Source organism: Azospirillum sp. TSH58 (assembly GCF_003119115.1).
In the GTDB taxonomy this organism is placed as follows: Bacteria; Pseudomonadota; Alphaproteobacteria; order Azospirillales; family Azospirillaceae; genus Azospirillum.
The window spans coordinates 1895212-1906743 of record NZ_CP022364.1; the positions used below are offsets into that span (position 1 = coordinate 1895212).

The following is an 11532-nucleotide window of genomic DNA, read 5'->3' on the forward strand; positions in this document are numbered from 1 at the left end:
TTTGAGAAGGCCGGCGCCAGTCTCGCCGGGTGTGGGAAGAAAAAAGAAGGGATCGGGTTTTATGACGGTGCAGGCAAATGTTCTCGCCCTCGTGCAGGAGGCGATGGAGGCGCGCCGGTCGAACGAGGCGCTCGACACGCCGCTGGACGCCGCGGGCGAGGCTGCCATGATCGACTCCGCGGCGCGGAAGGTCGAAGAACTGCTCGACGTGCTGCGGATCGACCATCGCAACGACCACAACACCCGCGACACGCCGCGCCGCGTCGCCAAGATGCTGGTGCGCGAGCTTCTGAAGGGCCGCTTCACGGCGCCGCCCGAGCTGACCGAGTTCCGGAACGCCGAGGAGTTCGACCATCTGATCGTCACCGGCCCGATCGCCGTGCGCTCCACCTGCGCCCACCATCTGATGCCGATCTACGGCACCGCCTTCATCGGCATCCTGCCGGCCAAGGGCGGCAACATCCTGGGCCTGTCCAAGTACGACCGGATCGTCGACCATTTCGCCGCCCGCTTCCAGATCCAGGAGGAGCTGGTCAAGCAGATCGGCAACTTCATCGTCGAGGCCACGCGGCCACGCGGGCTGGCCGTGCGGATCAGCGCCGTGCACATGTGCAAGACCCACCGCGGCGTGCGCGCCGGCCATGACAGCCGCATGGTCAACAGCTCCTTCCACGGCGAGATGCTGGAGTCGCGCGAGCTGCGCGAGGAGTTCCTGAGGGAGTGCGCGACGCTTGAGCGGTCCGCCCGCTGAGCGGACCGTCCCGCCCGCCCGGACCATCCGGACGGGCGCCGAGCGGCGGTCCGGCATCGCGGGGGCGGCGCTGCTGATGGCGGCGTCGCTCGCCCTGGTGCTGACCGCCGGGGCGCTGGCCCGCGAGCTGGGCGCCCGCTACGGCGCGGCGGAGGTGCTGTTCCTGCGCTTCCTGCTGTCGCTGCCGGTGGTCGCCCCGGCGGCCATCGCGATGGCCGGCCGTCGCGCCCTGTCCGTCACCCGGCCGGGCGGCCACGCGGTGCGTGCGCTGAGCGGCGTCGGGGCGGCGCTGATCTTCTACGCGGCGACCCAGCACCTGCCCTTCGCCGATCTGGTCGCCCTGTCCTACGCCGCCCCGCTGTTCGTGGTGCTGCTGTCCGGCCCGGCCCTCGGGGAGCGGGCGGGGGCGGCCTCCGCCGTCTGCGTCGCGCTGGGGATGGCCGGAGTCTTCCTGATCGCCCCGCCGACGCGGCTGGAGCCGTGGAGCCTCGCCATGCTGGGCATGGCCTTCCTGAACGCGGTCTGCATCCTGGCGACCCGGCGCACGGCCCAGGCCGACGGGCCGGCGGCCACCGGGCTGGTCTTCGTGCTGGCGGGGTGCCTGCTGACCGCCCCGGCGGCCCTGCTGAGCGGTTTCCGGACGCCCGACGCGGCCGACCTGCCGGCCTTCCTGCTGCTGGGCCTCGCCGCGGGGGCGGCCATCCTGCTGAACGCCGCCGCCTTCCGCCGGGCGCCCGCGGCGGTTCTGGCGCCCATCGATTATCTGGGAATCGCCGCCTCGGCGGCCATCGGCTTCCTGTGGTGGGGCGAAAGCCCGTCGCCCGCGGTGCTGCTGGGCGGGGCGCTGATCGCCGCGGCCGGGCTGGGCACGCTGTGGGTCGGGGCGCGGCGGCCGGGCTGACCCGCCCGTTCGATCACAGCTCGATCAGCGCGTAGGGCCTCCCCGACTCCTTCTCGATGGTCTGGGCGACGTTGTAGACCGGCGTGCCGCGCAGGGTCTTGCCGGCGTAGCTGCCGTGGTGGGCGTGGCCGTGGACGACCGCCTGGACGTGGAAGCGGTCGATGGTCTCCGCCAGTCGGGAGGAGCCGAGGAAGGGGTAGATCTCGGTCGGCTCGCCGCGCACCGTCTCGGCGATCGGGGCGTAGTGCAGGACGACCATGGTCCGCTCCGTCTCCAGCTGGCGCAGGGCGCTTTCCAGCCGCATCGCCTCGTTCACCGCCTCGTGCACGAACTGCTTGATCGCCGGTTCGCCGAAGGCGTCGAGCATGCGGTTCTCGAAGCCGCCGCCGAAACCCTTCACCCCGGCGAAGCCGACGCCGCGGATCTCCACCGGGTTGCCGTCGAGGAAGCGGACGCCCGCCTGCTCCAGGATGCGCTGAAGCTCCTCGACATGGCCGCATTCGTGGTCGTGGTTGCCCAGCACGGCGACCACCGGGATGCCGATGGCGCGCAGGTCCTCGGCCAGCACCTCGGCCTCGCGCGGCTTGCCGTGGTTGGTCAGGTCGCCGGCCAGCGCCAGGACGTCCGCCCGGTCGGCGATCTCCTGGAACAGCTCGCGGTAGGGGTGGGTGGAGGTCTCCCCCACATGGATGTCGCCGATGGCGGCGACCTTCAGGGTTGCATCAGCCATGCTTCGTTTCCTCGCCGACGACGTCGGCGAACCCCCAGTCCGTGACGTCGATCCGATAATCCTCGCGCGAGAACAGCCGCCCCCGGCAGATGCGGGTCTGCGGCACCGGCAGCTTCGCGCGCTCGTTCAGCCGGTCCAGAAGCTCCTGCAACAGCCAGGCGGGGATGTGGTCGCGCTCGGTCGGGTAGATGAAGCGGAAGTTCAGGACGTGCATCAGCAGCACCTCCCAATACTGCTCCATGTGGCCGAGCAGCCGTTTCCAGTCGATGTGGGCGTGCTGCTTCAGGATCATGTGGACGACGTCGGGACCGTCGTGCTTGTGCCGCATCTGCACGAAGGCCTTGGAGAAGACCATTTCCGTCGGCGGGATGAGCTGGACGTCGGCGCCGCAGACCAGCGCGCGATGGTCCTCCTCGAACCAGCGGTCGTTGACCGGGTTGATGGCGGCGGCGGAGTTGAAGATCACGTCGAAGAACAGGTCGCCGTGCAGGACCTTGCCGATCCAGCGCTCGTCCTCGATCTCCGTGCCGAAGCCGCGGTCCTGGAAATGGGCGAGGATGCGCGGGAAGTCGCCGCCCCGGCAGAAGATGTCGATGTCCTTGGTCGGCCGGGTGATGCCGGTGTAGGCGCTGAGCGCAAAGGTGCCGCCCAGCAGGAAGGGAATGCCGGACTCCTTCAGGACCTTCAGGCTTTCCGTGTAGAAGGCCTCGGCCTCGGCCGAGACATCCGCACGGCCTTCGCGCCCCAGGCTTTCGCGCCCCAGGCTTTCGCGCCCCAGGCTTTCGCGCCCCAGACTCTCGCGCCCCAGACTCTCGCGGTTGCCGTCCATCGCACCCCCTCTCCCCCGCCGTTGTCCGTCGCGCCTTCAACAGGAGGAGCGGGCGAAACGGCACCACCGGACGGTGTCCATGGCGGGAAAAAGGGTCCATGGCGGGAAAAAGGCGGACGGAACCGCCGCACCGCTACACCGGTTGAGGGTGGTATTGCTGATGGGGAGGCAACCGATGGCACGACATCCGATCCCACAGGGCCTTTTGCTCGCCGCCGGCCTCGTGCTGTGCGGTGCCGGTCCCGCTCTGGCGCAGGGAAGCTGCGCCGCGCTGGTCGACCGCTTCGCCGCCGAAAACAACCTGTCGGCCAGCCCGCCGCCGGTCGCGACGCCGCCGGGCAGTTCCGGCTCCACCGCGGGGGACGGGTCTTTGCCGAGCGGCAGTTCCGGCACGACGCCGGACCAGCTCGCCCGCTCGGGCGGGGTGGTGACGCCGCCGGCCTCCGGCGATCAGGCGGTGATCGAGCCGCCGCGCACCGGCGCTCCCATGCCCACCGCTCCGGCGGTGCGGCCCGACGCCGCACCCAACAGCGGCTCCTCCATGGAAAGCGGGTCGATGGGGCAGGCGGCGCGCAACGCCCAGATCGACTCGCTGGTGACCGCCGCGCGCTCCGCCGCGAAGGACGGCAACGAGCAGCTCTGCATGGAGTCGCTGGACAAGGCGCGCGGCCTGACCCGCGCCGCGCCGGGGGCGACCGGCGGCACCATGGGCGGGGGCGGCTGATGGCGACGGCGCGGATGATGGCCGAGCTGATGGCCGCCGACCTGAGCGTTGCCGGTCCCCTTCCTCCCTCCCCGCCGACCCCCGACATGCCGGTGCCGCCGCCCGGCATGCCGGACATGCCCGGCGACCCGTCGCGGCCTCCGATCAAGGAGCCGCCGGACGCCATCCCCGTCCCGCCGGAGGAGCCGCCGCCGAACCCCGAGCGGCTGGCCTGACACCACCCGCCGGGGAGAAAAATGGCACCAGGGCCGCGGGCGCGCGAAACGGCGCGCCTGCGGTCTTGTGATTCGCGCGGGGAAAGGCGATGTGTTCTGTCGGGCACCGAAGGCCGGTGCCGAGTCGCCTTTTGGAGTTCAGTGGGTCTCATGCACCGTCAACCCCCGCGCCAGCACGTCTACCGCCAGCCTGTCGTCCTCGGCACCCAGGTTCAGGCCACCGTCAAGTGGTACGATCCCAACCGCGGCTTCGGCTTCGTCAAGTTCGAGGACGGGTCGCCCGACGCCCTGATCCCCGCCGCCATCGTCGCCACCGCCGGCCACGACTCCCTGCCGGACGGCGCCACCGTCGTGGTGGACATCGTCGAGGGGCGCAAGGGCAATCAGGTTTCCGCCCTGCATTCCGTGGACACCTCCACCGCCGTCCCGGCGCGCCCGGCCCGTGCCCAGGGCCCGCGCCCGTCCTTCGGCGAGCGGGGTGGCTTCGGCGACCGCAACGACCGCGGGGGCGACCGCGGGGGTGATCGCGGGTTCGGAAATCGTGGTTTCGGCGACCGCGGCTTCAATGACCGAGGTGGGGACCGGGGTGGGGACCGCGGGTTCGGCGGCCGGGGAGACAGCCGCGGCTTCAACGATCGCGGTGGCGACCGTGGCGGCGATCGCGGCGGTGACCGGGGCGGCTTCGGCGGCCCGCGCCGTCCGGCGGCGGGCGGCCCGGCCAGCCAGACCGAGGGCACCGTGAAGTGGTTCAACGCCACCAAGGGCTTCGGCTTCATCGCCCAGGACGGCGGCGGCCAGGACGTGTTCGTCCACATCAAGGCGGTGGAGCGCTCCGGCCTTCAGGGTCTGAACGACGGCCAGCGCGTCCGCATCTCCGTCCGCCAGGGCGACAAGGGTCCGGAAGCCGTCTCGGTCGAAGAGGCGTAAAGCGCCGGCCCGCCGAAGGTGGGCCTCCGAAGGTAAGGTGTCGTTCGGCCCGGTTGAACGGCGGCGCAAAGCCGCGCATCGTGGCGGAGCGGGGCGGCGGCGCGACGGCACGCCGCCCCGGCCCGACACGACCAAGAGAGGACGTCCAGTGGTTCCCGTCACCTGTCCGACCACGCCCTTCGACGGCCAGAAGCCCGGCACCTCCGGGCTGCGCAAGGCCGTGAAGGTCTTTGAGCAGCCGCGCTACCTGGAAAACTTCGTCCAATCCATCTTCGACTGCGTCGACGGCCTGTCCGGCGCCACGCTGGTGATCGGCGGCGACGGGCGGTATCACAACCGCACCGCCGTGCAGACCATCCTGCGCATGGCCGCGGCCAACGGCGTTGCGCGCGCGGTGGTCGGGCGCGGCGGCATCCTGTCCACCCCGGCGGCCTCCTGCGTCATCCGCAAGCGCGGCGCCATCGGCGGCGTGATCCTGTCGGCCAGCCACAACCCCGGCGGCCCGGACGGCGATTTCGGCATCAAGTTCAACGCCGCCAACGGCGGCCCTGCGCCGGAATCGATGACCGACGCCTTCTTCGCCCGCTCCAAGGCCATCACCGAATACAGGACGCTGGAGTCGCCGGACCTTGACCTCGACCGGCTCGGCGAGACGACGCTCGGCGGCATGGCGGTGGAGGTCATCGACCCGGTGGCCGATTACGCGGAGCTGATGGAATCGCTGTTCGACATGGCGGCGATCCGCAAGCTGTTCGCGTCGGGCTTCCGCATGGTGTTCGACGCCATGCACGCGGTCACCGGCCCCTACGCCACGGAGATCCTGGAGCGCCGGCTGGGCGCCCCCGCCGGCACCGTCATCAACGGCACGCCGCTGGAGGATTTCGGCGGGCACCATCCCGACCCGAACCTCGCCCACGCGGTGGAGTTGGTGGAGCGGCTGTTCGGGCCGGACGCGCCGGATTTCGGCGCCGCCTCGGACGGCGACGGCGACCGCAACATGATCCTGGGCCGCAACGTCTTCGTGTCGCCCAGCGACAGCCTCGCCGTTCTGGCGGCCAACGCCACCCACGTCCCGGCCTTCAAGGGAGGTCTGGCGGGGGTCGCCCGCTCCATGCCGACCAGCCGGGCGGTGGACCGCGTGGCGGCGAAGCTCGGGATTTCCTGCTACGAGACGCCGACGGGCTGGAAGTTCTTCGGCACGCTGCTCGACGCCGGGCGCATCAACCTGTGCGGCGAGGAGAGCTTCGGCACCGGCGCCGACCATGTGCGCGAGAAGGACGGGCTGTGGGCCGTCCTGATGTGGCTCAACGTCCTGGCCGCCCGCGGCCTGTCGGTGGCCGAGCTGATGGACGAGCATTGGGGCACCTACGGGCGCACCTATTACGGCCGCCACGACTACGAGGCCATCCCGCAGGAGGCCGCCGACGCCCTGATCGCCGAGCTGCGCGGCACGCTGCCCTCGCTGGCCGGCACGGACCTCGGCGGGCGCAAGGTCGCGGCGGCGGACGAGTTCGCCTACACCGACCCGGTGGACGGCAGCCGGTCCGAGCGGCAGGGGCTGCGCGTCGGCTTCGAGGACGGCTCGCGCATCGTCTACCGCCTGTCCGGCACCGGCACGTCGGGCGCCACCCTGCGCGTCTATTTCGAGCGGTACGAGCCGGTCGGCGGCGAGCATGGGCTGGACGCCCCGGTCGCGCTGAAGCCGCTGGCCGATCTGGCCGCGGAACTGGCCGGCATCGAACGCCACACCGGCCGCACCAAGCCGGACGTCGCCACCTGATCGAAGACGGTTGACGGACAAGGCCCTTCCTCCCGCGACGGGGAAGGGCCTTTTCCTTTTTAGAACACCGCCTGGAGCAGGCCGAGCGTGCGCCGCTTGGCCAGGGCGGCGCTCGCCGCGTCGTAGCTGGCCCTCTCGTCGCAGTTGAAGCCGTGGCCGGCGGGGTAGAGGTGCGTGATGGCGGCGGGATGGCGCTGGCGCACCGCCTCGGCCACCGTCAGGGGGATGGCGTGGTCCGTCTCCCCGAAATGCAGCAGCACGGGCGCGCGCGGAACCTCGTCCAGCCGGTTGCCGATGCCGCCGCCGTAATAGGCGACCGAGGCGCGGACCGGCAGGCGCGAGGCGGCGGCCCAGGCGATGGTGCCGCCCCAGCAATAGCCGGCGACGGCCGCACCCTCCGCCCCGCCGAGATGGGCAAGTCCGGCCGCCACATCGGTCAGCGCGTCCTCGACGCTGACCGCGCCCATCAGGTCGCGGCCGCGCTGGACGCCCGCCTCGTCATAGGGCAGCTCCACCCCGCGCTCCGCCCGGTCGAACAGGGCGGGGGCCAGCGTGTGGTAGCCGTCGGCCGCGTAGCCGTCGCAGACGCGGCGTATGTGGCTGTTGATCCCGAAAATCTCCTGGACGATCAGAAGCCGCCCCTTCTCCGGCCCGACGGGCCGGGCTTCGTAGGCGGTCAGCCGGTGCCCGTCGGACGCCGTCAGGTGCGTCCAGGCGCTGCTCGTGCCGGTGGTCGTTCCGGTCATGGCTGGTCTCTCCCTCCATTCCTTCCGTGCAGGGAAGATAGCAGCCTGACGCCGGGTGTCATCCGCGACCGACTGGCCCATATCCCCTAGGACCGTCATCCCGTCACTGGAGCCGCCCGATGTCCGCCCCCGCCGACCGTTCCCCGACCGCTGGACCCTTCGACCTGACGCCGCCGACGCCGGACCAGCGCGCGGTGCTGGTGGAGCGCCTGTCGGACGAGGAGCGGCACGTCCTGCTCAGCCACGGGACGGAGGCGCCCTTCTGCGGCGGCCTGCTCGACAACAAGAAACCGGGCACCTACGCCTGCCGGCTGTGCGGCCTGCCGCTGTTCCGGTCCGGGACGAAGTTCGAATCCGGCACCGGCTGGCCCAGCTTCACCGCGCCCTACGAGAACGCGCATCTGAAGCTGGTGCAGGACAACAGCTACGGCATGGTGCGGGTGGAGACGCTGTGCGCCCGCTGCGGCAGCCACCAGGGCCACGTCTTCCCGGACGGCCCGCCGCCGACCGGCATGCGCTTCTGCATCAACTCCGTCTCGCTGGCCTTCCTGCCCGAGGGGCAGCCGCCGGCCAGGAGCGTTCAGGATTGGGTGGAGGAGGGGGCGGCGTTCTAGCGGCCGCTTGCCCCCTTCCTAACCCTCCCCCGCTTGGCGGGGGAGGGGACCCGATTCTCCCTCCCCTGCGAAGCGGGGGAGGGCCGGGGTGGGGGCAACAGCACCTCCCCCGATCCTCCCGTTTCATTGGAAATCCCCTGTCATGCCCACCGACCACACCGTCCGTTCTCCCCTCTCCGTCCTCGACCTCGCTCCCGTGCCGGAGGGCAGCACGCCCGGCGACGCGCTGCGCAACACGCTGGACCTCGCCCGCCACGCCGAGCGGCTGGGCTACCGCCGCTACTGGCTGGCCGAGCACCACAACATGACCGGCATCGCCAGCGCCGCGACCTCCGTCGTCATCGGCCATGTGGCGGCGGGCACCTCGACCATCCGCGTCGGCGCCGGGGGCATCATGCTGCCCAACCATTCGCCGCTGGTCATCGCCGAGCAGTTCGGCACGCTGGAATCGCTGTTCCCCGGCCGCATCGATCTCGGGCTGGGCCGGGCGCCCGGCACCGACCAGATGACGCTGCGCGCCCTGCGCCGCGACCCGTCGGTGGCGGAGCAGTTCCCGCAGGACGTGCTGGAGCTTCAGGCCCTGCTCGGCCCCGTCCAGCCGGGCCAGCGGGTGCAGGCGGTGCCCGGCGCCGGCACCGAGGTGCCGCTGTGGATTCTCGGCTCCAGCCTGTTCGGCGCCCAGCTGGCGGCGGCCTTCGGCCTGCCCTACGCCTTCGCCTCGCACTTCGCGCCGGACGCGCTGATGCGGGCGCTGCAGGTCTACCGGGAGAATTTCACGCCCTCGGCGCAGCTCGACCGGCCCTACGCCATGGTCGGGGTGAACGTCGTCGCCGCCGAGACCGACGCGGAGGCGCGGCGGCTCTTCACCTCCGCCCAGCAGAGCTTCGCCCGTCTGATCCGTGGCACCCGCGGCCAATTGCCGCCGCCCATCGACGACATCGAGAGCTTCTGGTCGCCGATGGAGAAGGCGCAGGCGATGAACATGCTGTCCCGCTCCTTCGTCGGCTCGGCGGAGACGGTGCGGCGCGGGCTGGACGCCTTCCTGGAGGAAACCGGCGCGGACGAGATCATGGTGGCCTCGGCCATCCACGACCACGCGGCGCGGGTGCGCTCCTACGAGATCCTTGCGGAGGTCCATGGGGCGCTGCGGGCCGCGGCCTGACGGGCTCCAAATTGGGGGAACGGTCCGGCGCAACCGCACAGCGCGCTTCGCGGACTGCGCCATGGACCGCGCCGGAGGAGAGCCCTATCGTCTGTGGCCCGGCGTCGCGTGACGCGGTTCACAGAGATGGAGAGGGGATATGGCCGAGTTTCCCCACGCCAGCAGGGTCAACGTGACGCTTGATCTGCCGCTCGATGTCTATCGGCGTCTGGAACAGCAGGCGCGCTACATGAGCGTTACCGTCGAGGCTCTGTTGAAGACTATCCTGGCGCAGCAGCTCTACGATTCCAGTCTTCGCAATATGGATTAGTTCATTGTCGTGAGGCGGCGCGCACGGCGGCCTCAAGGTCGCCGTGGCTCTCCAGCAGCGCCGCCAGCCCGGCCTCCTCCAGAACGCCGCGGATCGGGCCGGGCACCGCCGCCAGCACGATGCGCACCCCCGCCCGCGCGCCGGCGTTTCCCGCGCCGGGCCGCGCCTGCCGCACCGCCAGCAGCAGCGAGCGCAGCCCCGCCGGGGTCAGTTGCGTCACCGCCGACAGGTCGAGCACCAGCCCGGCCGGCGCCTTCGCGGGCTCGTCCGGGGCGGCGGGGGCCAGTGCGGCGATCAACCGCGCCTCGAACCGGGGGGCGGCGGCGCTGTCGATCGGCCCCACCGGGCGCAGGATCGTCACGTCGCCGCGGGCCTCTTCCGCGATTTGCATCAAACCCTCCGATTTCCCCATCCGGCCGGGCCTGCTATACCTCCTCCGGCGGGGAAGTTCCCATCACACGGATCATCATACAGCAGAGCGGCGGCGGGGGCATGGAATCGGACGGACGCTTCGGCGGCGGGGCGGGCCTGCGGGACGGCGGGGAGTTTTCCGCGGAGTCCGGCGGTGGGCCGCGCGCGCTCCCGGCCTTCCTCGCGGCGGGGCCCGCCGTGGCTCCGGAGGACCGCCCGCAGGCGGAGGCGCCGCCGGAGCAGCCGGCGCGGCTGCGCGGCGCGCTGAACCCGCTGCTGGCCGCCGCCGGGCCGCTGCTCGACCTCGCCGGGTCGCTGCGCGAACGCTCGGGGCACGAGAATCCGGAGGCCTTGCGCGACGTCATCCTCGCCGAGGTCCGCCGCTTCGAGGAGGAGGCCGCCGCCATCGGCGTCCCACCGGAGGAGGTGCGCGTCGCCCGCTTCGCCCTGTGCACCATGCTGGACGACGTGGTGCGGGCCACCCCCTGGGGGGCGCGCTGCCGCTGGGCGCGCGAGGGGCTGGCGGTGGTGGTCGATCCCGGCGCCGGCGGGCCGGACCGCTTCTTCGACCTGCTCGACACCATGCTGAGCGACCCGCGCCTGCACCGGCTGGAGCTGGAGCTGTTCTACGCCTGCCTGTCGCTGGGCTTCGAGGGCAAGTTCCGCGACAAGCCGCGCGGCGCCCATGACCTCGCCCACCTGCGGGACGAGCTGTTCCGCGTGCTGCGCCGCCTGCGCGGCGAGCGGGAGCGCGCGCTGTCGCCGCAATGGCGCGGCGTCGCCGAACGCTTCCGCCCGCTGGGGCACGTCCTGCCGCCCTGGCTGGCCGCGGTGGCGGTGGCGACGCTGCTCGGCGGGCTGTTCCTGAACCTGTCCGCATCGCTGGGCGGCCGGGCGGACGCGGTGGTGGGCCGGCTGGGCGCGCTGCTCCCCGACCGGCCGCTGGAGCTGGTCCGCGCCGTCCCGCCGCCGCCGCCCAGCGCGGGTCCGGCGCTGGCCGTCCGGGTCACCGCTCTGCTCCAGCCGGAGATCCGCTCCGGCGCCGTGGCGGTGCTGGCCGGCGACGACGGGGCGCTGGTCATCCGCATCGAGGGGGCGGGCATGTTCGCCACCGGCAGCGACGCCATCCGCGCCCGCTACCGCGCGGTGGTCGACCGCGTCGGGCAGGCGCTGGGTCCCGAGGCCGGGCGCGTGGTGGTGGTCGCCCACACCGACGACCAGACCCCGCGCGGCGGCGGGCTGCCGACGCCGGAGGCGCTGACCGAGGCGCGGGCGGTGGCCGTTCTGAAGATCCTGGAGCGCACGCTGGGCGCCGAGCGCCTGACCGCCGAAGGGCGGGGCGAGCGCGAACCGCTGGCCCCCAACACCACGCCGGCCAACCGGGGCGCCAACCGGCGCGTCGATGTCCGCCTCTACCCCGAATAGGCCGCGG

The 11532-nt window shown here is 72.2% G+C and carries 14 protein-coding genes; 10 read left to right on the plus strand and 4 right to left on the minus strand.

Going from position 1 to position 11532, the window contains the following annotated elements; translation table 11 throughout:
* Positions 1–61: 61 nt before the first annotated feature.
* A complete protein-coding gene (gene folE, locus TSH58p_RS12455) occupies positions 62–751 on the plus strand; it encodes a GTP cyclohydrolase I (RefSeq protein ID WP_109069244.1) in 690 nt (229 codons plus the stop codon).
* On the plus strand, positions 732–1652 hold the full coding sequence (locus TSH58p_RS12460; protein ID WP_109069245.1) for a DMT family transporter: 921 nt from the start codon (positions 732–734) through the stop codon (positions 1650–1652). Before folE ends, TSH58p_RS12460 begins: the two co-directional genes overlap by 20 nt.
* 13 nt (positions 1653–1665) lie before the next feature.
* On the opposite strand, the gene TSH58p_RS12465 is transcribed toward TSH58p_RS12460, so the two are convergent.
* A complete protein-coding gene (locus tag TSH58p_RS12465) occupies positions 1666–2382 on the minus strand; it encodes a metallophosphoesterase (protein ID WP_109069246.1) in 717 nt (238 codons plus the stop codon).
* Positions 2375–3211 (minus strand): hypothetical protein, encoded by an 837-nt coding sequence (locus TSH58p_RS12470; protein ID WP_199230082.1) that lies wholly within the window; start codon positions 3209–3211, stop codon positions 2375–2377. The genes TSH58p_RS12465 and TSH58p_RS12470 overlap by 8 nt, the downstream gene beginning before the upstream one ends.
* Positions 3212–3386: 175 nt before the next feature.
* Between TSH58p_RS12470 and TSH58p_RS12480 the strand changes: the two genes are divergently transcribed.
* The 4 genes from TSH58p_RS12480 to TSH58p_RS12495 all read left to right on the plus strand — a co-directional run bounded on the left by TSH58p_RS12480 (position 3387) and on the right by TSH58p_RS12495 (position 6857).
* On the plus strand, positions 3387–3935 hold the full coding sequence (locus tag TSH58p_RS12480) for a hypothetical protein (RefSeq protein ID WP_146205850.1): 549 nt from the start codon (positions 3387–3389) through the stop codon (positions 3933–3935).
* On the plus strand, positions 3935–4150 hold the full coding sequence (locus TSH58p_RS12485) for a hypothetical protein (RefSeq protein WP_109069248.1): 216 nt from the start codon (positions 3935–3937) through the stop codon (positions 4148–4150). Before TSH58p_RS12480 ends, TSH58p_RS12485 begins: the two co-directional genes overlap by 1 nt.
* Before the next feature lie 150 nt (positions 4151–4300).
* On the plus strand, positions 4301–5077 hold the full coding sequence (locus TSH58p_RS34545; RefSeq protein WP_109069249.1) for a cold-shock protein: 777 nt from the start codon (positions 4301–4303) through the stop codon (positions 5075–5077).
* Positions 5078–5225: 148 nt separating this feature from the next.
* Complete coding sequence (locus TSH58p_RS12495; RefSeq protein ID WP_109069250.1) at positions 5226–6857, plus strand: alpha-D-glucose phosphate-specific phosphoglucomutase; 1632 nt, start codon at positions 5226–5228, stop codon at positions 6855–6857.
* 59 nt (positions 6858–6916) lie between these two features.
* On the opposite strand, the gene TSH58p_RS12500 is transcribed toward TSH58p_RS12495, so the two are convergent.
* The gene (locus tag TSH58p_RS12500; RefSeq protein ID WP_109069251.1) at positions 6917–7603 is read right to left on the minus strand and encodes a dienelactone hydrolase family protein; all 687 of its coding nucleotides are present in this window, start codon (positions 7601–7603) and stop codon (positions 6917–6919) included.
* 119 nt (positions 7604–7722) lie between these two features.
* On the opposite strand from TSH58p_RS12500, the gene msrB reads away from it, so the two are divergent.
* The 3 genes from msrB (at position 7723) to TSH58p_RS33115 (ending at position 9689) form a co-directional block, all read left to right on the plus strand.
* Positions 7723–8217, plus strand: a complete 495-nt coding sequence (gene msrB / locus TSH58p_RS12505; protein ID WP_109069252.1) for a peptide-methionine (R)-S-oxide reductase MsrB — start codon at positions 7723–7725, stop codon at positions 8215–8217.
* A 142-nt stretch (positions 8218–8359) separates the two neighbouring features.
* Complete coding sequence (locus TSH58p_RS12510) at positions 8360–9379, plus strand: LLM class flavin-dependent oxidoreductase (protein WP_109069253.1); 1020 nt, start codon at positions 8360–8362, stop codon at positions 9377–9379.
* 139 nt (positions 9380–9518) lie between these two features.
* A complete protein-coding gene (locus tag TSH58p_RS33115; protein ID WP_014239127.1) occupies positions 9519–9689 on the plus strand; it encodes a hypothetical protein in 171 nt (56 codons plus the stop codon).
* 1 nt (position 9690) lies between these two features.
* On the opposite strand, the gene TSH58p_RS12515 is transcribed toward TSH58p_RS33115, so the two are convergent.
* Positions 9691–10080: an STAS domain-containing protein gene (locus TSH58p_RS12515; RefSeq protein ID WP_158282578.1), complete on the minus strand. Its 390-nt coding sequence runs from the start codon at positions 10078–10080 to the stop codon at positions 9691–9693.
* Positions 10081–10181: 101 nt separating this feature from the next.
* Between TSH58p_RS12515 and icmH the strand changes: the two genes are divergently transcribed.
* Positions 10182–11525, plus strand: coding sequence for a type IVB secretion system protein IcmH/DotU (icmH, locus tag TSH58p_RS12520; RefSeq protein WP_109069255.1), 1344 nt, complete (start codon positions 10182–10184; stop codon positions 11523–11525).
* The last annotated feature ends 7 nt before the right edge of the window (positions 11526–11532 follow it).

Bases quoted from the DNA above. Each gene is read 5' to 3' on its own strand.
- TSH58p_RS12485 (WP_109069248.1), top strand. From the start codon at position 3,935: ATGGCGACGGCGCGGATGATGGCCGAGCTGATGGCCGCCGACCTGAGC.
- TSH58p_RS12480 (WP_146205850.1), top strand. From the start codon at position 3,387: ATGGCACGACATCCGATCCCACAGGGCCTTTTGCTCGCCGCCGGCCTC.
- TSH58p_RS12500 (WP_109069251.1), bottom strand. From the start codon at position 7,603: ATGACCGGAACGACCACCGGCACGAGCAGCGCCTGGACGCACCTGACG.
- folE (WP_109069244.1), top strand. From the start codon at position 62: ATGACGGTGCAGGCAAATGTTCTCGCCCTCGTGCAGGAGGCGATGGAG.
- TSH58p_RS12515 (WP_158282578.1), bottom strand. From the start codon at position 10,080: ATGCAAATCGCGGAAGAGGCCCGCGGCGACGTGACGATCCTGCGCCCG.
- msrB (WP_109069252.1), top strand. From the start codon at position 7,723: ATGTCCGCCCCCGCCGACCGTTCCCCGACCGCTGGACCCTTCGACCTG.
- TSH58p_RS12465 (WP_109069246.1), bottom strand. From the start codon at position 2,382: ATGGCTGATGCAACCCTGAAGGTCGCCGCCATCGGCGACATCCATGTG.
- TSH58p_RS12510 (WP_109069253.1), top strand. From the start codon at position 8,360: ATGCCCACCGACCACACCGTCCGTTCTCCCCTCTCCGTCCTCGACCTC.
- TSH58p_RS33115 (WP_014239127.1), top strand. From the start codon at position 9,519: ATGGCCGAGTTTCCCCACGCCAGCAGGGTCAACGTGACGCTTGATCTG.
- icmH (WP_109069255.1), top strand. From the start codon at position 10,182: ATGGAATCGGACGGACGCTTCGGCGGCGGGGCGGGCCTGCGGGACGGC.
- TSH58p_RS34545 (WP_109069249.1), top strand. From the start codon at position 4,301: ATGCACCGTCAACCCCCGCGCCAGCACGTCTACCGCCAGCCTGTCGTC.
- TSH58p_RS12470 (WP_199230082.1), bottom strand. From the start codon at position 3,211: ATGGACGGCAACCGCGAGAGTCTGGGGCGCGAGAGTCTGGGGCGCGAA.